This window comes from Hydrogenophaga sp. GW456-12-10-14-TSB4 (assembly GCF_059424305.1).
Map to the genome: position 1 here is coordinate 24008 of NZ_JBWKZH010000042.1, position 22146 is coordinate 46153.

Here is a 22146-nt window from a genome sequence, read left to right on the forward strand (position 1 = left end):
GAGGCCGGCCGCTGCCTAGACTGCGGCGGGCCTGTTCCCCACTGTGGTCACCAACATGAAGAACGATCTCCCCGACGGACGCCTGGTCATCCCCTCGATGCAGCCCCATTGCTCGCCCGCCGAATGGCAGGCCCGCGTGGACCTGGCGGCGTGTTACCGGCTGGTGGCCATCTACGGCATGTCCGACATGATGGCCAACCACATTTCGTCGCGCGTGCCGGGTGAGGACGACGCCTTCCTGATCAACGCCTACGGGATGATGTACGAGGAGATCACGGCCTCCAGCCTGATCAAGGTGAGCCACGACGGCACGGTGCTGAGCCAGCCCGATTTCGGTGACCTGAACTACGGCATCAACAAGGCCGGCTACGTGATCCACAGCGCGGTGCACGAGGCCCGGCCCGAGGTGGCCTGCGTGATCCACACCCACAGCTGGGCCTCGATGGCGGTGTCGTCCCTGCAATGCGGCCTGCTGCCGCTCACGCAGACGGCGATGCGCTTCCTCCACATCGGTTACCACGACTACCAGGGCGTGGTGCTCGACCTCGCCGAGCAGGCCTCGCTGGTGAGCGACCTGGGCCAGGGCGAGGCGCTGATCCTGCGCAACCACGGCGCCCTCACCGTGGGCCGCACCGTGGGCGAGGCCTTCAACTGGATGCACCGGCTCGAATTGGCCTGCCGCTCGCAGCTGGCGGCCATGGCCTGCAACACCCCCTTCGCGCCCGTGGCCCAGCCCGTGCTGGAAGAGACCTGGAACAACTACCAGCCCGGCACGCGGCGCCCCTACGGCGTCATGGAGTGGCCGGCGCTGCTGCGCAGCCTGGACCGCATCGACCTCGGCTACCGCACCTGAGTTTTGACGTTTTCCCAACGAAGACCAACCACCAGGAGACAACGATGAATCGCACCTTCTTCGCGGCCAGCACGTGGCGCGCGCTGACCTTGGCCGCCCTTTCGCTGGGCAGCCTGGGCACCGCCTTGGCCCAGGACACCCGCTGGCCGGAGCGGCCGGTGCGCATGGTGGTGGCCTTCACGGCGGGCGGCACCACCGACATCATCGCGCGCGCCGTCTCGCAGAAACTCACCGAGAAGTTCGGCCAGAACTTCTTCATCGACAACAAGCCCGGTGCCGGCGGCAACATCGGCACCGAGTCCGTGGTGCGCGCCGCGCCCGACGGCTACACCTTCATCATCAACTCGGTGGGGCCGATCGCGGTCAACACCTGGCTGTACAAGTCGCTGCCCTACGACCCGCTCAAGGACCTGGTGCCCGTGGTGCAGATCGCCGACGTGCCCAACATGCTGGTGGTCCACCCCTCGGTGCCCGCGAACACGTTCGAGGAGTTCGCCGCGCTGCTCAAGGCCAGCCCCAACAAGATGAGCTACGGGTCCACCGGCGTGGGCACCTCGTCGCACCTCTCCAGCCACATGCTGGTTCAGCGCCTGGGCAGCGAGGCCGTGCACGTGCCCTACCGGGGCGCGGACGCGCTCAACGATCTGCTGGCGGGGCGGCTGCAGTTCATGTTCGCCACGATTCCCTCGGCGATCCTGCAGGTGAAGGCGGGCAAGCTGCGCGCGCTGGCCGTCTCCAGCGCCAAGCCTTCGCGCTCTCTGCCGGGCGTGCCCACGGTGCAGGAGAAGGGCCATCCCGGTTTCGAGGCCGGTTCGTGGTTCGGCGTGTTCGCGCCCAAGGGCACCCCCGCCCCGGTGATCGCGGCGATGAACAAGGCGGTCAACGAGGTCTTGCCCGGCCTGGAGGCGCAGCTGGTGAAGGAAGGCGCGGACCCAGTGGGCGGCTCGCCCGAGCAGTTCGGCCGCTTCACGCAGCAGGAAAGCGTGAAGTGGAAGGCGATCGTGGAAGCCTCCGGGGCCACGGCCCAATGAGCGAGGGCGGCCGCCCCTGGCGGTTGCTCCTGTCCAACGCCTGCCGCGAGCGCCTGGGCGAGCGCATCCGCGCGGCGGCCGATGGCGTGCCGATCCAGTTCGTGGGCGTCGACGAGGGCGATGCCGACGGGGCCTTCGTCTCGCGCGACGTGACCGGCCTGTCCACCAAGGACGAGGTGCTGCCCGACACCCAGCGCTTCTACGACGCGATGGAGCGCTCGCCCGGCCTGCAATGGGTGCACGTGCACTCGGCAGGCGCGGACCGCGCGATCTACCAGCGGCTGATGGCGCGCGGGGTGGCGCTGACCACCTCGCCGGGCACCAACGCCAGCATCGTCGCCCAGTCGGCGATGGCGGCCATTCTCTCGTTGTCCCGACACTTTCCGCTGCTGCGCGAGGCCCAGGCCCTGCGGCAGTGGCAGCCCCTGCTGCAGACCGGCCTGCCGCAGGACCTGGAAGGCCAGACCGCCGTGCTGGTGGGCTGGGGCCCGGTGGGCCAGGCGCTGGCGCGCTACCTGGCGGTGTTCGGTGTGCGCCTGGAGGTGGTGCGCCACCGGGCCACGGCAGAGGACTGCGACTGGCCCTCGCGCACCTACGAGCGCATCGACGAGGTGCTGCCCCGCGCCGACTGGCTGGTGCTGGCCTGCCCGCTGAGCGCGCAGACCCAGGGCCTGGTGGACGCCCGGCGCCTAGGGCTGCTGCGGCGCGGCGCGCGGGTGGTCAACGTCGCCCGGGGCGCGGTGGTCGACGAGGCCGCGCTGATCGACGCGCTGCGCGGCGGGCAGCTCGGCGGGGCTTACCTCGACGTGTTCCGGCTGGAGCCGCTGCCGCCCGCGAGCCCGCTGTGGAACCTGCCGAACACCCTGATCACCCCGCACAGCGCGGGCTTCGCCGCCGGCAACGAGGCGCGGGTGGAGGCCGTGTTCCTGCAGCGCCTGGCCGAGCGCGTGTCTAGAACGTGACCTTCACCGACGGCGCGCTGCGCTTCGCTTCGCCGTGGTACACGGCCTCGATGTTGTTGCCGTCCGGGTCGATCACGAAAGCGGCGTAGTAACCCGGGTGGTATGGGCGCTCACCCGGCCCGCCGTTGTCCTTGCCGCCAGCGGCCAGCGCCGCCCGGTGGAAGGCTTCGACCATGGCCCGGTCCTGCGCCTGGAAGGCCAGGTGGTGCCGGCCGGTGAGTTCGCCGTGCGCCGCCACGCTGTCGGCCGTGGAGACGAACAGCTCGTCGGCCCAGAAGAAGCCCGGGCCGGTGCCGCCCAAGGGCACCTTGAGCACCTTGAACACGGCTTCGTAAAAGGCCTGGCTGGCGGGAAGGTCCTTCACGACGAGCTGGATGTGGTCAATCAGGCGGCCTCGGTGCAGTTCCTGGGTTTCCATGCTTGAACTCCTGTGCGGGATGGGACCTTCATCCTACCGGGGCCGCCCACTAAACTCGGTGCGATGGCTCGCATCAAAAAACCCTGGCGCTGGGCGGCTCTGGCCGCCATCGGCGCCCTCTTCATCTGGTATTTCAAGGTGCTCGCCCTGGGTTACTACTGGCTCAGCACATCCATCAACGCGGCGCAATGGGAAGGTTCGTCCCTCTGGCTGCCGGGCTACCGGGTGACGGTGGAAGGCCTGCCGATCCAGGGTCTGAGCCGCAACACCTCGGGGCTCACCTTCAACTCGGAGACCGGCACCCTGTTCACGGTGATCAACCGCCCGCCGCAGATCGCCGAACTCACGACCGACGGCCGCCTGCTGCGCATCATCGAGCTGGAGGGGGCGAAAGACCCCGAGGGCATCACCTACGTGCGAGGCGACACCTACGTGATCTCCGACGAGGACAGCCACAGCATGTACTGGGTGCGGATCCAGCCGGAGACCACGCGCGTCTCGATCACCGGCCAGTCCAGCCTGGGCATCCGCATCGACAGCGTGCACAACAGCAGTTTCGAGGGCGTGTCCTGGGACAGCGAGCAGGACCGCCTGTTCGTGGTGAAGGAAAAACTGCCGCTGCGCGTGCTGGTCATCCGCGGGCTGGACGTGTTCAACGAATCCACCGGCTTCAACATCGACATCAGCGAATGGAAATCCTCCAGTGCGGCCTCGCTGTTCATGAGCGACCTGTCCTCACTCACCCTGCACGAACCCACCGGCCACCTGCTGCTGCTCAGCGACGAGTCGGCCCTGGTGGTGGAGTACGCGCCCGACGGTCAACCCATCAGCATGCTGCCGCTCTGGCGGGGGTTTAATGGGCTCCAGCGCAAGGTGCCTCAGCCCGAGGGCCTGGCGGTCGGCCCCGACAATGCGATCTACGTGCTGTCCGAGCCCAACCTGTTCTACCGTTTCGAGCGAACCCCAACCCCATCGGCCAGCCGCTAAGCTCGCCCATCACCGCCACCATCACCAAAGGAACACGCCATGGGCGCACAGTGGAAAGCCAAACACAAGGACCTCGCGGCGAACGCCAAGGGGCGGCTCTTCGGCAAGCTCGTCAAGGACATCGTGATCGCCGCCCGCCACGGCGCCGACCCGACCTCCAACGCCCGGCTGCGGCTGGTGATGGAACAGGCGCGCAAGGTGTCCATGCCCAAGGACACGCTGGACCGCGCGATCAAGAAAGGCGCCGGGCTCACCGGCGAAGCGGTGCACTACGAGCACGTGGTCTACGAGGGCTTTGCCCCGCACCGCGTGCCGGTGATGGTGGAATGCCTCACCGACAACGTGAACCGCGCGGCCTCCGAGATGCGCGTGCTGTTCCGCAAGGGCCAGCTGGGCAGCTCGGGCTCGGTGGCCTGGGATTTCGACCATGTGGGCATGATCGAAGCCGAAGCCGCCCGCAAGGACGCCGACCCCGAACTCGCCGCCATCGAGGCTGGCGCGCAGGACTTTCACCCCGGCCACGACGAGGGCGTGACCGTGTTCCTCACTGACCCGACCGACCTCGACCTGGTCAACCGGGCCCTGCCGGCGCAGGGCTTCACGGTGCTGTCGTCCAAGCTGGGCTACAAGCCCAAGAACCCGATCGACCCGGCCAGCCTGAGCGCCGAGCACCTGGAAGAGGTGGAGGCCTTCCTGGCCGCGCTGGACGCGAACGAGGACGTGCAGAACGTCTTTGCCGGCCTGGGCGGTTGACCGACAATCTCCCCCATGAACGACACGACCGCTTCCACCCCCAACCGTCCTCCCCTGCCCGACCACCTGTCCATCGACCCACGCAGCCCGCACCACGTGGCCGCCGTGTTCGAGCATGACATCGGCATCCGCTTCAACGGCAAGGAACGCTTCGACGTGACCGAATACTGCATCAGCGGCGGCTGGGTGAAGGTCCCTTCGGGCAAAACCCTGGACCGCAAAGGCAACCCGCTGCTGATCCAGCTCAAGGGCACGGTGGAAGCCTTCTACAAATAGAGACGACTTGCCCTGAACCTGCGGCGCCCCTCGGGCTCGAACCGGTACCCATGCGACGCAGAACCCTTCTTCTCTCCCTTCCCCTGGCGCTCGGCGGCCCGGCGCTGGCCCTGGCGGCCGACGCCGTCAACGGCGAAGCGCCCGACAAGCCGGCGGGTTACCCGGTCTCGCTCGAGCAGATGCAGCAGGCGGTGGCACAGCGCTTTCCCCGCCGCTACCCGGTGCAGGGCCTGCTCAACCTGGACCTGCAGACCCCGCGCCTGCAATTGCTGCCCGAGCAGAACCGGCTGCGCGCCGAAATGGCCGTGGAGGCCGCCGGCCCGGCGCTCAACCGGGTGCACCAGGGCCGGTTCGATGTGGAGTTCGGCCTGCGCTACGAAGCCAGCGACCGCACCCTGCGCGCCCACCAGTTGCGCCTGGCCCGGCTCGCCTTCCCTACCCTGCAACCCAAGGTGGTGGAGATGCTCAACGCCTACGCGCCCGTGCTGGCAGACCAGTCGCTGCGCGAGGTGGTGGTGCACGAACTGACCGCCAAAGACCTGGCCGCGGTGGACGCCATGGGCATGCAGCCCGGCACCATCACCGTCACCAACAAGGGGCTGGTCATCGCCCTGGTGCTCAAACCGCTCTGAGGCTCAGCCGCGCGGGTGGTGCTGCGCCACGATGCTCTTGAGGCGCTCGCGGGCCACGTGGGTGTAGATCGTGGTGGTGGAGATGTCGGCGTGGCCGAGCAGCATCTGCACCGCGCGCAGGTCGGCGCCGTGGTTGAGCAGGTGGGTGGCAAAGGCGTGGCGCAGCGTGTGCGGCGAGAGCGGCGAGGTGATGCCGGCCTGCGCCGCGTACTTCTTCACCAGTTGCCAGAACATCGCCCGCGTCATCGCCTCGCCCGCGCGCGCCCCGCGTGAGGTGACGAACAGGTCTTCGCTCTGCTGGCCGTTGAGGATCTCCACCCGCGCCTGGCCCAGGTAGCGCTGCAGCCATTGGCCCGCCAGCTGGCCGAAGGGCACGAGGCGCTCCTTGTTGCCCTTGCCGGTGATGCGCAGCACGTGCTCGTTCATGCCCACGTGCCAGGTCTTGAGCGTGACCAGCTCGCTCACGCGCAGGCCGCTGGCGTAGATGAGTTCGAGCATGCAGCGGTCGCGCAGGCCCAGGGGCGTGCCCACGTCGGGCGCGTTCAGCAGCGCCTCCACCTGGGCCTCGGACATGGTCTTGGGCACGCGCAGCGGCTGGCGCGCGGGCACCAGGCGCAGCGTGGGATCGACCTGGATGACGCGTTCGCGCAGCGCCCAGCGGAAGTAGCGCTTGAACACCGTGAGCCGCCGGTTGGCGGTGGTGGCGCGGGTTTCGGCGTGGCGGTCGCTGAAGTACTGGTTGAGGTCGGCCTCGCTGGTCTCGGGCAGGGTCTTGCCGTGCCCGGCCAGCCACTGGCCGAGCAGCACGAGGTCACGCCGGTAGGCGTCGAGCGTATTGCGCGAGAGGCCTTCCTCCAGCCAGAGACTGTCGATGAAGGCCCCGGCGATGCCTTCGCTGGCCGATGCCAGGGCCTGGTCCATCACTCCAGCTTGAGCTTCTGCTTGGCGACCACTTCCTTGTAGACCTCGAACTCGGCCTTGATCTGCGCGGTGAACTCGGCCGGCGTGTTGCCGACGATGAGCGAGCCGGTGTCCTCGATGCGCTTCTTCACGGCCGGGTCGGTCAGGGCCTGCTTGGTCGCGTTGTAGACCTTGTCCACCACCTCCTGCGGCAGGCCCTTGGGACCGATCAGGCCGTAGTAGGCCATGCGGTTCACCGGCTCCAGGCCCACTTCCTTGAAGGTCGGCACATCGGGCAGCACGGCCAGGCGCTGCGGTGCGGCCACCACGATGGCGACCAGGCGGCCCGACTTGATGAAGGGCAGCGCCGAAGGCAGGTTGTCGAAGATGATGGGCACGGTGCCGCCCACGGTGTCGTTGAGCGCCGGGCCCGCGCCGCGGTACGGGATGTGGGTGATGAAGGTGTTGGTCAGGCTCTTGAACAGCTCGGTCTGCAGGTGGCCGATGCCGCCGGTGCCCGAGCTGGAGTAGCTGTACTTGCCGGGGTTCTTCTTGATCTCGGCGACGAAGGACTTGTAGTCCTTGGCCGGGAAGCTGGGGTGCACCGCGATCACGTTGGGCGTGGCGGCGATGTTGATGATGGGCGTGAAGTCCGTGAGCGTGTTGTACGGAATCTTGTCGTTGATGGCGGGGTTGGCGGCCGTGGTGGACACGGTGGCCATGCCCAGGATGTAGCCGTCGGCCGGCGTGCGGGCCAGTTCGGTCGCGCCGACCACGCCGCCGCCACCGGCCTTGTTTTCCACCACCATGCTCTGGCCCAGGGCCTTGCCCAGGGAGTCGGACATGACACGCGCGATGATGTCGGTGGTCCCGCCCGGTGCGAAGGGCACCTGCAGTTTGATGATCTTGTTGGGGTAGGCCTGTGCCCAGGCGCTGCCCGCCACCGCCACCGAGGCGGTGGCCAGACCGATCGCAACCAGCTGACGACGAGAAACCATGACGAGTACTCCTTGAAACATCGAAAAAATCAAAGGGTGGCGCCCATGCTAACCGCCCGGGCCACCCCAACCAGCCCCGCACTTTAGACGCGGACGCCCGGGGTGAACATGGGGAGACTACATACGTATTAACCCGAAAAGGGTGCCGGCCTGCGGCTATGCTCTGACAGTGAATTTCGCCCAGCTTCTGTTCCCCGATTTCTCGCTCATTCTGTGCGGGTACCTGGTCTGCCGCTTCACCGCCCTCAACCGCAAGGTCTGGGAGCAGGTCGAGAGCCTGGTGTATTACTTCCTGTTTCCGGTCCTGCTGTTCCACTCGATCGTGAAGAGCCCGCTGGACCTGAGCGCGGCCTCCAGCCTGATGGGCGCGGGCATCGCGCTGGGGGTGGCGGGCATCGCGCTGAGCTATTCGCTGCCGCACTGGCCCTGGCTCGGGCCGAAGCTGGACGTGCGCCTGCACGCCGCGAGCGCGCAGGTGGGTTTCCGCTTCAACTCCTTCATTGCCCTGGCTCTGGCCGACAAGGTGGCCGGCCCGCAGGGTCTGTTGATGATCGCGGTGCTGATCGGCGTGTGCGTGCCTTTGTTCAACGTGGGCGCGGTGTGGCCGATGGCGCGCCATGCCAACAAGGGCTTCGGGCGCGAGCTGTTGCGCAACCCGCTGATCATCGGCACGCTCGGCGGCCTGATCGCCAACCTGCTGGGGTTCTCGATCCCGTTCTGGCTGGAGCCGACGGTGAACCGCATCGGCCAGGCTTCGCTGGCGCTGGGTCTGCTGGCGGCGGGTGCGGGCATGCAGTTCGGCATGCTGGCCTCGGCCAAGCTGCTGGGTGGCATGGTGCTGGCCTGCAAGCACCTGGGCATGCCTTTGCTGGCTTTCGGTCTGGCCAAGCTGTTCCGCCTGGATCCGACGCAGACGACCGTGCTGCTGATGTTCTCTGCGGTGCCGACCGCGTCGAGCTGCTATGTGCTGGCGGCGCGCATGGGCTACAACGGGCCTTATGTGGCCGGGTTGGTCACCTTGTCCACCTTGCTGGGGATCGTCAGTCTTCCCTTTGCCTTGGGGGTATTGGGGGGATGACTTAGTTTTCTCTCTTCCGGATTTGCGGGGCCCCAGGGGCGAGCAATCGAACGTTGACGCGCCACCGCTTCTTCGGATCGAACATCCGGGCGTTCTGCGCAGCGGGGTAAAGGAGGAGGCGGCACCAGCCGCCGGGGGACACCCGCGGAGCAGAGCGCCCGGGTGGTCGATCCCGCGAGGCAGAAGAGCGAGAAAGAGAGAAAGGCCTCAGTACCCCAAAAGGTTCTGCCGCACGTGCAGCAGATGGGCCAGGGTCAACTCACGGGCCCGCACCGCATCCCGGTCCCGCAAGGCATCCACGATGGCGCGGTGTTCGGACTGATAGGCCAGCCGGCGTTCCGAAGTCACGCTCTTCTTCTTGAGCTGCCCCCAGTCCCCTTGCGCCCGCACCGTCTTCATCAGCGTGAACACATTCGCCACGAAGCTGTTGTGCGCCGCGTCCGCGATCGCCTGGTGCAGCTCCGCGTCCCAATGCTCGAAAGCCTCCAGCGTCTCGGCGGCCTCCGCGTTCGCGCAGCACGCCTCCATGCGCTGCAGATCTGCCTGGTTCGCGTTGCGGATCGCCATGTCGATGATCGCCGGCTCCATGGCCAGCCGCGCCTCCATCAGCTCGGCCGGGCTCGTGTACTGCGACGAGTCCTGCTGCACACGCTGACCCAGCCGCGCCCCCACCTGCTCGGCCACGAACGTGCCGCTGCCCACCGTCTGTTCGATCAGGCCTTGCTGCTTGAGGTCCAGCAAAGCCTTGCGCACCGTCGTGCGGCTCACACCAAAACTTTCGGAGAGCTCGCGCTCCGTCGGCAGCCGGTCGCCCGCCCGCCAGTGGCCCGAACGCAGCTGCGCCAGGATCGATTCGCGCAAAGGCGTTGACATGCTCATGGGTGACGAATGTACCAAAACAGACCAATTCACCGTCCACAAACCGCTTAAGTGATTTCCCCAGGTCTCAACTTCCTCTTATCGCCTACTATCATGGTTCTGGTACCAATTGGTATTTTTTGGTATTTCATCTGGATTTTCAACAAGGAGTTTGCGTGCGCCTCGCCACTTTCGTTCACCAGGGCCAACGCCAGGTCGGCCTCGTTTCGGCCGACGGCCAGACCGTCACCCCCCTCGCCCTGAACCCGGCCGATGCCCAGCGCGGCGTGCTGCCGCTGATCGAGGCCGCAGCCGCCGGCCAGCCCCTGCCCGCCACCACCGGCGCGGCCCTGAAGCTGGCCGACGTGAAGCTGGAAGCCCCCCTGCCCCTGCCCCGCCGCAACCTCTGGTGCGTGGGCCGCAACTACCACGAGCACGCCAAGGAACTGCAGGGCTCGGTGTTCAAGAACAACAACGCCAACCCCGCCGTCTGGCCCATCGTGTTCACCAAGGTGCCCGAGTGCGTAATCGCCGACGGCGCCGACGTGCTGCTGCCCGGCGACGAGATCTCGCCCCAGATCGACTACGAGGCCGAACTGGCCGTGGTCATCGGCACCGGCGGCAAGAACATCGCCAAGGCCGACGCCATGAAGCACATCTACGGCTACACCATCGTCAACGACGTGACCGCGCGCGACGTGCAGATGCGCCACCAGCAATGGGACATGGGCAAGAGCTTCGACACCTTCTGCCCCATGGGCCCGTGGATCGTCACGGCCGACGAGCTCGACGGCCAGCACACCCGCGTGCGCTGCTGGGTCAACGGCGAACCGCGCCAGGACGGCCGCACCGAAGACCTGATCTTCGACATCCCCACCCTGATCGAAACCATCTCGCGCGGCATCACGCTCTACCCCGGTGATGTGATCGCCACCGGCACGCCGGCCGGCGTGGGTCTGGGCATGACGCCGCCCACCTTCCTGAAAAGCGGCGACGTGGTGCGCATCGAGATCGATGGCATCGGCACGCTGCAGAACCGCTTCGTCTGATTCCAACAACAAACGACAGGAGACAAAGATGAACCGAATCACACGCCGTCTGGGCAGCCTCGCGCTGGCCCTCGCCGCCACCCTGGGCCTGGCCCAGGCCCAGGACGCCTACCCCAGCAAGCCCGTCACCATGGTCGTGCCCTTCCCACCCGGCGGCGTGGCCGACGTGGTGGGCCGCCCGGTGGCCGAGGCCATGGCGCGCCACCTCAACCAGCCGGTGGTGGTGGTCAACCGCGCCGGTGCGGGCGGCGGCATCGGCATGGCGCAGGTGGCCAAGGCCGCGCCCGACGGCTACAACCTGCTGATGGCGCTGTCTTCCATCGTGGTGCTGCCCGAGGCCGACAAGATCCTCGGTCGCGCGCCGATGTTCGAGCTCTCCCAACTTCTGCCCATCGCCCGCATGACGGCCGACCCCACGGTGCTGGTGGTGCGCGCCGACAGCCCCTGGAAGACCTACGCCGAGTTCATGGCCCACGCCAAGGCCAACCCCGGCCGCATCAGCTTCGGTTCATCGGGCAACTACGGCACCATGCACGTGCCCATGGAGCAGCTCAAAGCCGCCACCGGCAGTTACCTGCTGCACGTGCCCTACACCGGCGCGGGCCCGGCCATTCTTGGCATGCTCAGCGGCCAGGTCGACGCCGTGGCCACCGGCCCGGCCAGCGCGGTGGGCCAGATCAAGGCCGGCAAGCTGCGCGCGCTCGCGCACTGGGGCGAAGGCCGCCTGGCCCTGCTGCCCGATGTGCCGAGCTTCCGAGAGCTCGGTGTGCCCATCAACTACTCGCAGTGGGCGGGCATCTTCGTGCCGGCCGGCACGCCGCCCGCGGTGGTGAACAAGCTGCGCGAAGCGGCGCGCATGGCCGCGCAAGACCCAAGGACGGTCCAGGTGATGACCACCGCCGGCACCTCGTTCCAGTTCCAGGACGCCGCGGACTTCGACAAGTTCGTGCAGAGCGACGCCAAGGCCATGGCGGCCGTGGTGCAGAAGATCGGCAAGGTCGACTAAGCCACTTCGGCCCCGCGCAGGCGCTCAGCGCGCGGCGGTGCCCAACACGAGGTCGATGCGCCGTTGCAGGCGCGCCGCCTCGTCGGTGGCGCCCGCGGCCTGGGCGCGTTGCCGTTGCAGGCCAAGCCAGGCCCCCAGGGGTCGGCGCCAGCCCTGCGCCGAGGCGGTGTCCACCGCCTGCGCCAGCACGGCTGGGGTGGCGCGGCCGCTGCGCAGCAGCACGCCGGCGGCCACCAGCCGCGACAAGGGGTCTTTCACCGCAGCCAGAGCGGCCTCGGGCGCACCGCTGTTCAGCAGCGCGCGCTGCGCCTCGGGCAGCAGCGCCGCATCGGCCGGCTGCGCGGTGCCGGCGAGGTAGCGCGCGTAGGCCTGTTCGGCCGGTGCCGCGTCCTGCGCGAGCGCCTCGAAGCCGGTGCAAGGCTCGAACACCACCGCCGCCACCCGGGTGGCGCAACGCAACAACTCGGCGCGCGCCAGCAGGTCAGGCCGGCCGGTGCTGGTGAGTTCGCGCCGCACGCGCGCGAATTCGGCCGCCTCGACAGCCGCGTCACCGCGCAGCCAGGCCTCGGCCGCGCGCTCGGTGCCGTCCTTGGCGTTCAATTGCCATTCGGGTATGGGCGGCTGGTTGCCGCAAGCGGCCAGGGCCACCACGGCGCACGCCAGCAGAACGATGGACAGCTTCATGGCAGCTTGATTTCTGTGTCCTTCGAGAAAGGCCACTTGCGGTTGATGTCGTTGATCATCGTGTCCACCTTGCGCAGGCTGGCCTCGACCTCGCCGCGCAGGTAGCCCAGGTCGCTGGTGGCCTCGCGGGTGTTGCCGGCGATGCCCTGCACTTCCACCAGCACCGCGTCCACTTTCTTCAGGCTGGTGCGCGTTTCGGCCAGCAGGCCGTTGAGCTGCTGCACCGTCGCGCGCGCGTCGCCCACCAGGCCGGCCTCGCCGGGCGCGGCACCCTGGCCGAAGACCTGGCGATCGGCGTTGGCGGCCAGGCTGTCCAGGCGTCTGGCCAGCGAGTCCGCGCGCAACAACAGGGCGTTGGTGCGGTCGATGGTGGCGACGAGCTTCTTGGCGTCCTCGTCGTTGCCCATCAGCACACCCAGGCCGCCGTGCGGGCCCTTGAGGCGCTCGGTGGCCACCTGCACACCGCCCAGGGTGCCGGCCACCGCGCCGTCGCTGGCGGTGAGCGCGGCCAGGTTGTCGAGCACCTCGCGCATGCTGGCGGCCAGCTTGGGGATCTCGGCGGCGGTATCGCCGCGCAGCACGGTGCGCTCGGCACCGTCGGGCAAGGCGGGGTCTTCGAGCACGCCGCTGTAGGCGCGGATGCGCGTGCCGCCCACCAGGCCGCGCTCCATGGTGAAGATGCTGGAGGTGCGCAGCCATTTCGCGTCCTTGCGCGGCACGTCGATCAGGATGCGCGCGTTGCCGTCGTCGGCCAGCTCGATGCGCGCCACGCGCCCGATGGCGAAGCCCGCGAAGGTCATGTCCATGCCCACGACCACGCCCTCGGAATCGTCGGAGATCAGCACCAGCCGCTGCGTGGGTTCGAGCACGCCGCGCGCGAACAGGATGTAGGCCGCCGAGCCCACCAGCAGCACGGCCATGAGCATGAGCAGCAGCCCGGCCTTGAACTCCAGGTTCTTCACCGGCGGGGCTTCGGGTGGCGGGGGCGTGGGATTCATGGGTTCAATAGTAGTTGCCGACCAGCGACACCACCTCGATCAGCAGCACGACCGAGAACAGGCGGGCGAATTCACTCATGTCGCTGCGCCGGCTGTAGCGGCCCTCGCGGTCGGCCTGGGCCGCGCCCGCCAGCGGCACCACGGCCACCGCGAGGCTGAAGAAAATGGTCTTGAGGCCGAAGATCAGCGTGACCGCCGGCGAGAACACGCCGCCCACCGCGCGCGTGTAACCGGGCAGCCCCCAGGGCGAGAAGCCGTACACGGTGAGGTAGGTCAGCACCAGCGCCACCACCGAGCTCAGGCCGGCGAGCAGCAGCACCGAGAACATGCTGCCCAGCGCGCGCGGCAGCAGCTGGTTGGCCAGCAGCGACTGCCGCTCGGGCAGGCTGCCCTCGCGCTGCTGCAGCGCCAGCTGCTTGCGCACCTCCTGCGCCCCCGGCATGGCGTAGCGCACCGCCACGAACATGGCCACATAGAGCGGAATGAGTTCGAGCACCAGCGTGCGCACCAGCACCTCCAGCGCGTACTGCGACAGGCCGTAGCTGTAAGCGGTGGCCACGACGATGCGGATCAGCACCAGGCTCACCAGCGCCGACAGCACCAGGAACCAGGTGAGCAGCGGCGCGGTGGCGCGGTACAGGCTGCCGAGCACCGCCTGGCGGTGCGTGGGCGCGCGGTAGCTGGCCGGCGACAGCGCCAGCACCAGGATCTGTGCGCCGACAAACAGGGTGTGCCACCAGGCGTTCCAGCTCGCGCGCAGGCCCCGGCCCCAGCGGCCCAGGGTGTCGTGTGCGGCGTTCACGGGGTTCATGGGCCCATGATAGCCGTGGGTCTTCGCCCCGCTGCGCGGGCAAATGTGACAGCATGCTGCCGGTGCGGCGGTCAGAATCCGGGACAAACCACCCGCCGCCAGGAGACAACACCCATGCCCGATGCCGTCCACCCCGTGGTCCGCCGCCAGACCATCGCCGACGCCCTGCGCCGCACCGCGCAGCGCCTGCCCGCCAAGTCCGCCGTCGTCTGCGGCGACACGCAATGGACCTACGCCGAGTTCGACGCCCTGGTCAGCCGCCTGGCCGCCGGCCTGGCGCGCATCGGCGTGGCCCAAGGCGACAAGGTGGCCGTGCTGGCACGCAACTCGCACGGCTTTGCCGCGCTGCGCTTCGCGCTGGCCCGCCGGGGCGCGGTGATGGTGCCGATCAACTTCATGCTCAAGGCCGACGAGGTGGCCTACATCCTGCGCCACGCGGGCGCGCGCACCCTGGCCACCGACAGCGGCCTGGCCGAGCTGGCGCGCGCGGCAGCGGCGCTGGACACGCAAGTCCAGCAGTACCTCTGGCTGCCCTCGGAAGACCCGAGCGAGCCGGTGGCCGGCATGCACCGCTTCGACGAGCTCGCGGCCTGCACCGACCCGCTGCCCGAGGTCACGCTGGGCAGCTACGACCTGGCTCAGATCGTCTACACCAGCGGCACGGAATCCACCCCGAAAGGCGCCATGCTCACGCACGACGCGGTGCTGTGGCAGTACGTGAGCTGCGTGATCAACGCCGAGATCGCCGAAGACGATCATGCCCTGCACGCGCTGCCGCTCTACCACTGCGCGCAGCTCGACGTGTTTTTTGGCCCGGCGGTCTACATCGGCAGCAGCAACGTGATCACTGCCAAGCCGGTGCCCGACAACCTGATCGCACTGATCGAGAAGTACCGCATCACCAGCTTCTTCGCGCCGCCCACGGTGTGGATCGCGCTGCTGCGCTCACCGCTCTTCGATGCGACCAAGCTCCGCAGTCTGGCCAAGGGCTACTACGGCGCGTCCATCATGCCGGTGGAGGTGCTCAAGGAACTGGCTTCACGCCTGCCTTCGGTGCGGCTGTGGAACCTGTACGGCCAGACCGAGATCGCGCCGCTGGCGACCATGCTCGGCCCGGACGACCAGCTGCGCAAACCCGGCTCCTGCGGCAAGGCGGTCATCAACGTGGAAACGCGCGTGGTCAGCGACGACATGCGCGATGTGGCCGTGGGCGAGGTTGGCGAGATCGTGCACCGCTCGCCCCACCTCATGCTGGGCTACTTCAACGATCCCGATCGCACGCGGGCCGCGTTCGACGGCGACTGGTTCCACAGCGGCGACCTCGCGGTGATCGACGAGGAAGGCTACATCACCGTGGTGGACCGCAAGAAGGACATGATCAAGACCGGCGGCGAGAACGTGGCCAGCCGAGAGGTGGAGGAAATGGTCTACCGCCTGCCGGCCGTGAGCGAGGTGGCGGTGATCGGCCTGCCCGACCCCAAGTGGGTGGAGGCGGTGACGGCGGTAATCGTGGTCAAGGCCGGGCAGGCGCTCACCGAGGACGAGGTGATCGCGCACTGCAACCGGCACATGGCCGCCTTCAAGAGCCCGAAGCGCGTGGTGTTCAGCGACAGCCTGCCCAAGAACCCCAGCGGCAAGCTGCTCAAGCGCGAGCTGCGCCAGCGCTACACGGGCTGAGGCACCGCGTAGGGCTGCTCGTCCGGCGTGTTGAGCGCCACGTCGCGGTAGAACGCGCGCCAAGTGTCGGGCGGGTAGCTCGCGGGGTCGCGGGCCGCCAGGTAGTCCACCAGCGCGAAATGATTGACCCGGTGGTCGACCACCGCCCGGTCGAAGCGGGCTGTCCCCCGGATGTGCGACATGATCGACCGGCTGAGCAGGCAGTACGACCAGGTGGCCGAACCGATGCCGTCGAGGCCGATGCAGGGGAAATACAGGTTCGGCGCATCGAGGCTGTGAAACAGGTCACCGCAGCGCGCGCACAGCGCATCGAGGGTGCGGATGGACGAGATCTCGGGCAGGTCAAAGTACGACAGGTCCATGCGGTAGCCGGTGCCCCAGAGCAGCAGGTCGGTCTCGATGCGGGTGCCGTCCGAGAGCGTGACGGTGCGGCCGGCGATGGAGGCCACATCGCCGCGATGGCGTTCGATGCTCGCGAAGTGGGCCAGCATGCCGGGGCGCCCGGGGATGAGCTGATCGCGCTGCACATCGAAGTCGTGCGACGGCAGGATCTCGCCGATGCCGAACTTCTCGTAGCGCGAGCGCATGTCGGCACCGATGGTCGCACTTTGCTCCGCGACCGACAGCCCGCTGGCCTGCAGCCTCGCAAACCCGCGCACGCTGCCCGCAATGTGTTTCGGTTTGCGCGTCGGCAGAAACCAGCGCAGCCCCCGGTACACCCAGATGGTGCGGCGTGCACCGTGGAGCGTGCACAGTTCCAGCAGATCCAGCGCCGAGGCGCCCCCGCCGACCACGAGCACATCGCGGCCGGCCAGCAAGCCGGGGTCGCGAAGCGCGCTCGAGTGGAACTCCTGCACCGCGCTGGACCCGCGGGAGACGGTCGGGACGACCGGGGTGTTGTGCGCGCCTGTCGCGGCGATGAGATGCCGCGCACGCACGGTGCCTTGCGGTGTGACCAGTTCCCACCCGGTTTGGACGGGCTTGGCGCACTGGACGGGCGCATTCAGCCGGATGCCGTCGGCCAGCTGGAACCGGGCGACCCATGCGTCGATGTTGGCCAGGATGTGCGGCTGCGTCGCACCGTCGAGCGGCAGGTCACCCAAGGTCCAGTCCGCGGGACAGATCTGGATGTCCTGCCAGGCGGGGAGGTCCCGCCACAGTCCGCCGACGCGATCCGCCCGCTCGAATACCAGGGCATCGAGGCCGGCCCGGCGCGCATAGGCCAGCGCCACGACGCCCGCCAGGCCGCCGCCGACGATGGCCAGGTCCAACGGGTTGCTGCGGGTGTCCATGCGAGTCCCCCGAGATCCCATGCCGCGTTGCGGCGAGAGCCTGCATTGAGCGCCCAATCCGGGGGGCGCGCAAGGGGCCTCTGGCTCAGCCGCCCAGCGTTTCGTGGTGGCCGACGGCGCCGCGCTTCCAGTAGGCAGAGGCGCGCACGCGGCCCTTGTCCAGGCCGTGGCCGTCCACCAGGGCCTGCCGCACGGCCGCGATGCTCGCGGCCTCGCCGCCGGCCCAGGCAAAGCCCTCGCCCGCCGGCAGCTTCAGCGCGGCCACGGCACTCGCGAGCGCGTCGGTGGCCCCGGTCTGAATCCAGTGCGCCTGCAGGCGCGCGCGGGTGCTGAAAGTGCGGCGGTCGGCCGCATCGCCGGTCTCGATCACGGTGATGGCCTGGGCGGTGTCGGGCAGCTCTTCGAGCCGCCGCGCGATCGCCGGCACGGCGGACTCGTCGCCCACCAGCAAGTGCCAGTCGAAGCCGGTCGGCACCACGAAGGAACCGCGCGGGCCGCCCAGGCCGACCTCGTCGCCGGGCCTGGCCGCTTCCGCCCAGCGCGAGGCCACGCCGTCGCCGTGCAGCACGAACTCGATGTCCAGCGTGCCGGCGGCGCGGTCGAACTGGCGCGGCGTGTAGTCGCGCATCACCGGCTTTTCAGCGCCAGGCGGCAGGGCCAGACCGTCGGGACCGGGCTGGGGCAGCACCAGCGGCTGGCCGGGCTGCGCCGGCAGCATGAGCTTGGCGTGGTCGTCGAACGAGGCGCTGACGAAATCGCGCAGCGCCTCGCTGAAAAAGCGGATGCGCAGGAAGTGCGGGCTCACCGCGTCGATGCGCTGCACCGTCAGGCGGCGCACCTTGATCTCGTGGCGCACGCGCTCCACGGCCAGCGGGTTGGGAATGCTTGTGTTCATGATGGGATTTGGTTGATAATGACAACCATCATGCCTTGATTGGATGACACTGTCAACAACATGGACAACCCACGATGACGAGAAATGCGAACACCGAGGTGCTGGACCGCCTGCACGGCCTCATGCACGGCCTGCGCCGCCACCTGCAGGAGGCGGTGCGCCAGGACGGCGAGGGCCTGGGGCCGATGGAGGCGCGCTGCCTGGCCTACTTCATGCGCCACGACGGCGCCACGCAGAGCGACCTGGTTCAGCACTCGGGCCGCGACAAGGCGCAGATCGCGCGCATCGTGAAAGCCCTGCACGAGCGTGGCCTGCTGCAGAGCCGCCCGGACCCCGACGACGGCCGCAGCCAGCGCGTGGGCGTCACGGCCGAAGGCCAGGCGCTGCAACGCAAGATGCAGCAGCACCGGGTGCGCTTCGAGAAGACCATGATGAGCGGCCTGGGTGAGGCCGACCGCGCCACCCTGCTCGCCCTGCTCGACCGGCTGCAGGACAACGTGGGCGAAGCCTGAGCCTTCAGGGGATCGCGGCCAGGCCCTGCGCCATCGCCCAGGCCACGTGCTCGCGCACCAGCTCGCTGGGGTGATCGGCACGGGCCTGCAAGGCCCGAAGCATCGCTTCATCGGGCCCTGAGCGCAGCGCGTTGCCGAGCGCGACCGCGATGTTGCGCAGCCAGCGCTCGTGCCCGATGCGGCGGATCGGGCTGCCTTCGGTGCGGCGCAGGAACTCGTCCTCGCTCCAGGCGAACAACTCCAGCAGCGTGGCGCCGCTGAGGCCCTCGCGCGCGTCGAAATCGGGCAGCGGGCTGCGCCGGGCGAACTTGTTCCAGGGGCAGACCAGCTGGCAGTCGTCGCAGCCGTAGATGCGGTTGCCGATCAAGGGGCGCAAGGCCTCGGGAATGGGGCCCGCGTGTTCGATCGTCAGGTAACTGATGCAACGGCGTGCGTCCAGCCGGTGCGGCGCGGTGATGGCCTGCGTGGGGCAGATGTCGATGCAGGCGCGGCAGGCGCCGCAGTGCGCACTGATCGGCTCGGTGGGCGGCAGGGGCAGGTCGGTGTAGATCTCGCCCAGGAAGAACATCGAGCCGGCTTCGCGGTTCAGCAGCAGCGTGTGCTTGCCGCGCCAGCCCTGGCCGCTGCGCTGCGCGAGCTCGGCCTCCAGCACCGGCGCCGAGTCGGTGAACACGCGGTGGCCCAGCGGGCCGGCCGCGGCCTGGATGCGTTCGCTCAGGGTCTGCAGCCGGCTGCGCAGCACCTTGTGGTAGTCACGCCCCCGGGCATAGACCGACACGACGGCCTCGCCCGGGCGCTCCAGGCGCTGCAGCTCCAGAGCCTGCCAGTCCTCGGGGGTGCCGCGCGGCAGGTAGTCCATGCGCGCGGTGATCACGCTCAGCGTGCCCGGCACCAGCTCGGCCGGGCGGGCACGCTTCAAGCCATGGGCGGCCATGTAGGCCATGTCACCGTGCCATCCAGCCGACAACCAGGCCAACAAACCCGGTTCCGCGGCCGACAAATCCACACCGGCCACGCCAATTTGGGAAAATGCAAGCTCCTGGCCCCAGGCCTGTATCTGCGAGACGAGTTGAGCGGCATCAAAAGCGAACTTCATGGAAAGCCGATTGTAGGAACCGCACCGGTTTCTGCGGGCCCCGTGCCCCCTGCCGAACGCTGGCAGGGCCAGTGGGCCAGCGAAGAAGACACACAGGCCTTCGCGCGCCGCCTCGCCGCCGCCCCGGCCATCGCCCATGCCACGCTGACGCTGCAGGGCGACCTGGGGGCGGGCAAGACCACGCTGGTGCGCCACCTGCTGCGCGCGCTGGGCGTGCGCGGGCGCATCAAGAGCCCCACCTACGCGGTGGTCGAGCCGCACAGCGCGATCGACTGCGCGGTGATGCCCAAGGGCGAACCGCTGCAGATCTGGCACTTCGACTTCTACCGCTTCAACGACCCGCGCGAATGGGAAGACGCGGGTTTCCGCGAACTTTTCGCCGGCCCGGGCCTCAAGCTCGTGGAGTGGCCCGAGCGCGCCGGCGAGTTTCTGCCGGCGGTCGATCTCGAGATCGACATCCAACCCGACGACATGACGACACCCCAAGCCCCCACCGACCCGGACCAGGACACCCAGCGCACCGTGCACGCCACGGCGCTCACCGCCACCGGCCGCCGGTTGCTGGAGGCCCTGGCATGAGCGGCGCGCTCAGCCGCCGCACCCTGCTGAGCACCGGCACGCTGGTGCTGCTGCTGGGCACGCAGCAGATCGCGCGCGGGGCCAGCGTGGTGGCGGTGCGCATCTGGCCGGCCGAGGACTACACGCGCGTGACCATCGAGTCCGACGCCCTGCTGCAGGCCAAGCAGTTCTTCGTGACCGACCCACCCCGGCTGGCGGTGGACATCGAGGGCATCGACCTGCTGCCCGGCCTGCGCGAGCTGGTGGGCAAGCTCAAGTCGGACGACCCCAACATCGCCGGCATCCGCGCCGCACAGAACGCGCCCAACGTGGTGCGCCTGGTGATCGACCTCAAGAAGCCGATCAAGCCGCAGGTGTTCAACCTGGAACCGGTGGCGGCCTACCAGCACCGGCTGGTGTTCGACCTCTACCCCCTCAACCCGCCCGACCCACTGGAACAGCTGATCGCCCAGCGCATGAAGGACATGGACGCGGCCAGCGAACGCGCCGCGCGCCTGCTGGGCCTGGAGGCGGACAAGGTCACCAAGCCGGCCACACCGGCCGACGACCCGCTGGGCGAGCTGATCGCGGGCCGCGAACGGCCCAAGACCCCCGTCAGCCCGAACCAGAGCCCGAGCCCGACCACGCCCGTGCCCAAGCCGCCGCTGGGTGACAGCGACGACACCGCCGTGGCCGGCGCGGGCCCCAAGGGCAGCCCGGCCAAACAGCCGCCCGGCGGCAAGGGCAAGACCGAGCGCCTCATCATCATCGCGCTCGACCCCGGCCATGGCGGCGAAGACCCGGGCGCGATCGGCCCCAACGGCACGCAGGAAAAGCGCGTGGTGCTGCAGATCGCGCACAAGCTGCGCGAGCGCATCAACGAGACCCGCGTCAACGGCAACCCCATGCGCGCCTTCATGACGCGCGACAAGGACTTCTTCGTGCCGCTGCAGGTGCGCGTGCAGAAGGCCCAGCGCGTGCAGGCCGACCTGTTCATCAGCATCCATGCCGACGCCTTCCTCACGCCCCGCCCTCAGGGCGCGAGCGTGTACGCGCTGAGCACGCGCGGCGCCACCAGCACCGCCGCGAAGTGGATGGCCGACAAGGAGAACGCCGCCGACCTGGTGGGCGGGCTGAACGTGAAGGCGGCCGACGCCCACGTGCGCCGCGCTCTGTTCGACATGAGCACCACGGCTCAGATCAACGACAGCCTCAAGCTGGGCTCGGCCATGCTGGGCCACGTGAAGAAGATCGGCAAGCTGCACAAGCCCCAGGTGGAACAGGCCAACTTCGCCGTGCTGCGCGCGCCCGACATCCCCAGCGTGCTGGTGGAGACGGCCTTCATCAGCAACCCCGATGAAGAAAAACGCCTGAACGACCCGAAGTACCAGGACGACCTGGCCGACGCGCTGGTGCGCGGCATCGTCGCCTACTTCTCGAAGAACCCGCCGCTGGCGCGCAACCGCCAGATCTGAGGCGCTGCCCCCGACTCAGCCGGGCAGTTGCAGGAACACCCGACCGTCCTCGATGCGCACCGGGTAGCAGCGCAGGGCCTCGGTGACCGGCGCGCAGGTCGGGCTGCCGTCGCGCACGTCGAACTTGCCCTGGTGCAGCGGGCACTCGATTTCGTGCCCTTCCAGAAAGCCGTCGCACAGGCGCGCGTGGCCGTGGGTGCAGGTGTTGTCGGTGGCGAACACGCTGCCCTCCACCTTGTAGAGCGCGATGTCGCGCCCGTCCAGCTGCACGCTGGTCACGTCGTCGTCGGGCACATCGTCGAACGCCGTCGCGTCGGTCCAGGGCAAGGTGTTGTCCGTGGTCATGG

General features: G+C 68.8%; 25 protein-coding genes. 14 read left to right on the plus strand and 11 right to left on the minus strand.

Annotated features, from left to right (window positions below; translation table 11 throughout):
- Positions 1-55: 55 nt before the first annotated feature.
- Genes AC07ZS_RS19420 through AC07ZS_RS19430 form a run of 3 tightly spaced genes read left to right on the plus strand, consistent with a single transcriptional unit; the run spans position 56 to position 2846 of the window.
- Positions 56-853, plus strand: coding sequence for a class II aldolase/adducin family protein (locus tag AC07ZS_RS19420; RefSeq protein WP_494800168.1), 798 nt, complete (start codon positions 56-58; stop codon positions 851-853).
- Positions 854-897: 44 nt separating this feature from the next.
- Positions 898-1884: a Bug family tripartite tricarboxylate transporter substrate binding protein gene (locus AC07ZS_RS19425; RefSeq protein WP_494800169.1), complete on the plus strand. Its 987-nt coding sequence runs from the start codon at positions 898-900 to the stop codon at positions 1882-1884.
- Positions 1881-2846, plus strand: coding sequence for a D-2-hydroxyacid dehydrogenase (locus AC07ZS_RS19430; RefSeq protein ID WP_494800170.1), 966 nt, complete (start codon positions 1881-1883; stop codon positions 2844-2846). Before AC07ZS_RS19425 ends, AC07ZS_RS19430 begins: the two co-directional genes overlap by 4 nt.
- Here AC07ZS_RS19430 and AC07ZS_RS19435 read toward each other — a convergent pair.
- A complete protein-coding gene (locus tag AC07ZS_RS19435; protein ID WP_494800171.1) occupies positions 2836-3264 on the minus strand; it encodes a VOC family protein in 429 nt (142 codons plus the stop codon). The two genes, AC07ZS_RS19430 and AC07ZS_RS19435, sit on opposite strands and share 11 nt — an antisense overlap.
- 63 nt (positions 3265-3327) lie before the next feature.
- On the opposite strand from AC07ZS_RS19435, the gene AC07ZS_RS19440 reads away from it, so the two are divergent.
- From AC07ZS_RS19440 to AC07ZS_RS19455, 4 genes are read left to right on the plus strand one after another with little or no spacing between them, the layout of a single operon-like run.
- Positions 3328-4251, plus strand: coding sequence for an SdiA-regulated domain-containing protein (locus AC07ZS_RS19440; RefSeq protein ID WP_494800172.1), 924 nt, complete (start codon positions 3328-3330; stop codon positions 4249-4251).
- Positions 4252-4290: 39 nt separating this feature from the next.
- Positions 4291-5004, plus strand: coding sequence for a YebC/PmpR family DNA-binding transcriptional regulator (locus tag AC07ZS_RS19445; RefSeq protein WP_494800173.1), 714 nt, complete (start codon positions 4291-4293; stop codon positions 5002-5004).
- A 15-nt stretch (positions 5005-5019) separates the two neighbouring features.
- Positions 5020-5280 carry a DUF3297 family protein gene (locus tag AC07ZS_RS19450; protein ID WP_494800174.1) on the plus strand — a complete coding sequence of 87 codons (261 nt, stop codon included), beginning with the start codon at positions 5020-5022 and terminating at the stop codon, positions 5278-5280.
- A 50-nt stretch (positions 5281-5330) separates the two neighbouring features.
- Positions 5331-5912, plus strand: a complete 582-nt coding sequence (locus tag AC07ZS_RS19455; protein ID WP_494800175.1) for a DUF1439 domain-containing protein — start codon at positions 5331-5333, stop codon at positions 5910-5912.
- 3 nt (positions 5913-5915) lie between these two features.
- Here AC07ZS_RS19455 and xerD read toward each other — a convergent pair whose 3' ends face one another.
- On the minus strand, positions 5916-6833 hold the full coding sequence (xerD, locus tag AC07ZS_RS19460) for a site-specific tyrosine recombinase XerD (protein ID WP_494800176.1): 918 nt from the start codon (positions 6831-6833) through the stop codon (positions 5916-5918).
- Positions 6833-7810 carry a tripartite tricarboxylate transporter substrate binding protein BugE gene (locus tag AC07ZS_RS19465; RefSeq protein ID WP_494800177.1) on the minus strand — a complete coding sequence of 326 codons (978 nt, stop codon included), beginning with the start codon at positions 7808-7810 and terminating at the stop codon, positions 6833-6835. Before AC07ZS_RS19465 ends, xerD begins: the two co-directional genes overlap by 1 nt.
- A 169-nt stretch (positions 7811-7979) precedes the next feature.
- Between AC07ZS_RS19465 and AC07ZS_RS19470 the strand changes: the two genes are divergently transcribed.
- Positions 7980-8888 carry an AEC family transporter gene (locus AC07ZS_RS19470; protein ID WP_494800178.1) on the plus strand — a complete coding sequence of 303 codons (909 nt, stop codon included), beginning with the start codon at positions 7980-7982 and terminating at the stop codon, positions 8886-8888.
- A gap of 207 nt (positions 8889-9095) precedes the next feature.
- Here AC07ZS_RS19470 and AC07ZS_RS19475 read toward each other — a convergent pair whose 3' ends face one another.
- Entirely contained in the window at positions 9096-9767 is a 672-nt protein-coding gene (locus tag AC07ZS_RS19475; RefSeq protein ID WP_494800179.1) for a FadR/GntR family transcriptional regulator, read from the minus strand.
- A gap of 155 nt (positions 9768-9922) precedes the next feature.
- On the opposite strand from AC07ZS_RS19475, the gene AC07ZS_RS19480 reads away from it, so the two are divergent.
- Together AC07ZS_RS19480 and AC07ZS_RS19485 are read left to right on the plus strand one after the other, a co-directional pair.
- Positions 9923-10795, plus strand: coding sequence for a fumarylacetoacetate hydrolase family protein (locus tag AC07ZS_RS19480; RefSeq protein WP_494800180.1), 873 nt, complete (start codon positions 9923-9925; stop codon positions 10793-10795).
- 28 nt (positions 10796-10823) lie between these two features.
- Positions 10824-11801 (plus strand): tripartite tricarboxylate transporter substrate binding protein, encoded by a 978-nt coding sequence (locus AC07ZS_RS19485; RefSeq protein WP_494800181.1) that lies wholly within the window; start codon positions 10824-10826, stop codon positions 11799-11801.
- 24 nt (positions 11802-11825) lie between these two features.
- Here the strand turns inward: AC07ZS_RS19485 and AC07ZS_RS19490 are convergent, their stop codons facing one another.
- The 3 genes from AC07ZS_RS19490 to AC07ZS_RS19500 are packed head-to-tail and all read right to left on the minus strand — an operon-like array spanning position 11826 to position 14294.
- The gene (locus AC07ZS_RS19490) at positions 11826-12485 is read right to left on the minus strand and encodes a hypothetical protein (RefSeq protein ID WP_494800182.1); all 660 of its coding nucleotides are present in this window, start codon (positions 12483-12485) and stop codon (positions 11826-11828) included.
- Complete coding sequence (locus AC07ZS_RS19495; protein ID WP_494800183.1) at positions 12482-13483, minus strand: MlaD family protein; 1002 nt, start codon at positions 13481-13483, stop codon at positions 12482-12484. The genes AC07ZS_RS19490 and AC07ZS_RS19495 overlap by 4 nt, the downstream gene beginning before the upstream one ends.
- Positions 13484-13487: 4 nt before the next feature.
- Positions 13488-14294, minus strand: a complete 807-nt coding sequence (locus AC07ZS_RS19500; RefSeq protein ID WP_494800184.1) for an MlaE family ABC transporter permease — start codon at positions 14292-14294, stop codon at positions 13488-13490.
- A gap of 114 nt (positions 14295-14408) precedes the next feature.
- Between AC07ZS_RS19500 and AC07ZS_RS19505 the strand changes: the two genes are divergently transcribed.
- A complete protein-coding gene (locus AC07ZS_RS19505; RefSeq protein ID WP_494800185.1) occupies positions 14409-15971 on the plus strand; it encodes an acyl-CoA synthetase in 1563 nt (520 codons plus the stop codon).
- Here AC07ZS_RS19505 and AC07ZS_RS19510 read toward each other — a convergent pair.
- Together AC07ZS_RS19510 and AC07ZS_RS19515 are read right to left on the minus strand one after the other, a co-directional pair.
- The gene (locus tag AC07ZS_RS19510) at positions 15959-17263 is read right to left on the minus strand and encodes a flavin-containing monooxygenase (protein WP_494800186.1); all 1305 of its coding nucleotides are present in this window, start codon (positions 17261-17263) and stop codon (positions 15959-15961) included. The two genes, AC07ZS_RS19505 and AC07ZS_RS19510, sit on opposite strands and share 13 nt — an antisense overlap.
- 85 nt (positions 17264-17348) lie before the next feature.
- Positions 17349-18158: a siderophore-interacting protein gene (locus AC07ZS_RS19515; RefSeq protein WP_494800187.1), complete on the minus strand. Its 810-nt coding sequence runs from the start codon at positions 18156-18158 to the stop codon at positions 17349-17351.
- 74 nt (positions 18159-18232) lie between these two features.
- Between AC07ZS_RS19515 and AC07ZS_RS19520 the strand changes: the two genes are divergently transcribed.
- Positions 18233-18670: a MarR family winged helix-turn-helix transcriptional regulator gene (locus tag AC07ZS_RS19520; protein ID WP_494800188.1), complete on the plus strand. Its 438-nt coding sequence runs from the start codon at positions 18233-18235 to the stop codon at positions 18668-18670.
- Between the two features lie 4 nt (positions 18671-18674).
- Here AC07ZS_RS19520 and queG read toward each other — a convergent pair whose 3' ends face one another.
- Positions 18675-19766, minus strand: a complete 1092-nt coding sequence (gene queG / locus AC07ZS_RS19525) for a tRNA epoxyqueuosine(34) reductase QueG (RefSeq protein WP_494800189.1) — start codon at positions 19764-19766, stop codon at positions 18675-18677.
- 42 nt (positions 19767-19808) lie between these two features.
- Here queG and tsaE point away from each other — a divergent pair, with 42 nt between their 5' ends.
- On the plus strand, positions 19809-20345 hold the full coding sequence (gene tsaE / locus AC07ZS_RS19530) for a tRNA (adenosine(37)-N6)-threonylcarbamoyltransferase complex ATPase subunit type 1 TsaE (RefSeq protein WP_494800190.1): 537 nt from the start codon (positions 19809-19811) through the stop codon (positions 20343-20345).
- Positions 20342-21799 carry an N-acetylmuramoyl-L-alanine amidase gene (locus AC07ZS_RS19535; RefSeq protein WP_494800191.1) on the plus strand — a complete coding sequence of 486 codons (1458 nt, stop codon included), beginning with the start codon at positions 20342-20344 and terminating at the stop codon, positions 21797-21799. The genes tsaE and AC07ZS_RS19535 overlap by 4 nt, the downstream gene beginning before the upstream one ends.
- A gap of 15 nt (positions 21800-21814) precedes the next feature.
- Here the strand turns inward: AC07ZS_RS19535 and AC07ZS_RS19540 are convergent, their stop codons facing one another.
- Positions 21815-22144: a non-heme iron oxygenase ferredoxin subunit gene (locus AC07ZS_RS19540; RefSeq protein ID WP_494800192.1), complete on the minus strand. Its 330-nt coding sequence runs from the start codon at positions 22142-22144 to the stop codon at positions 21815-21817.
- Positions 22145-22146: the final 2 nt, after the last annotated feature.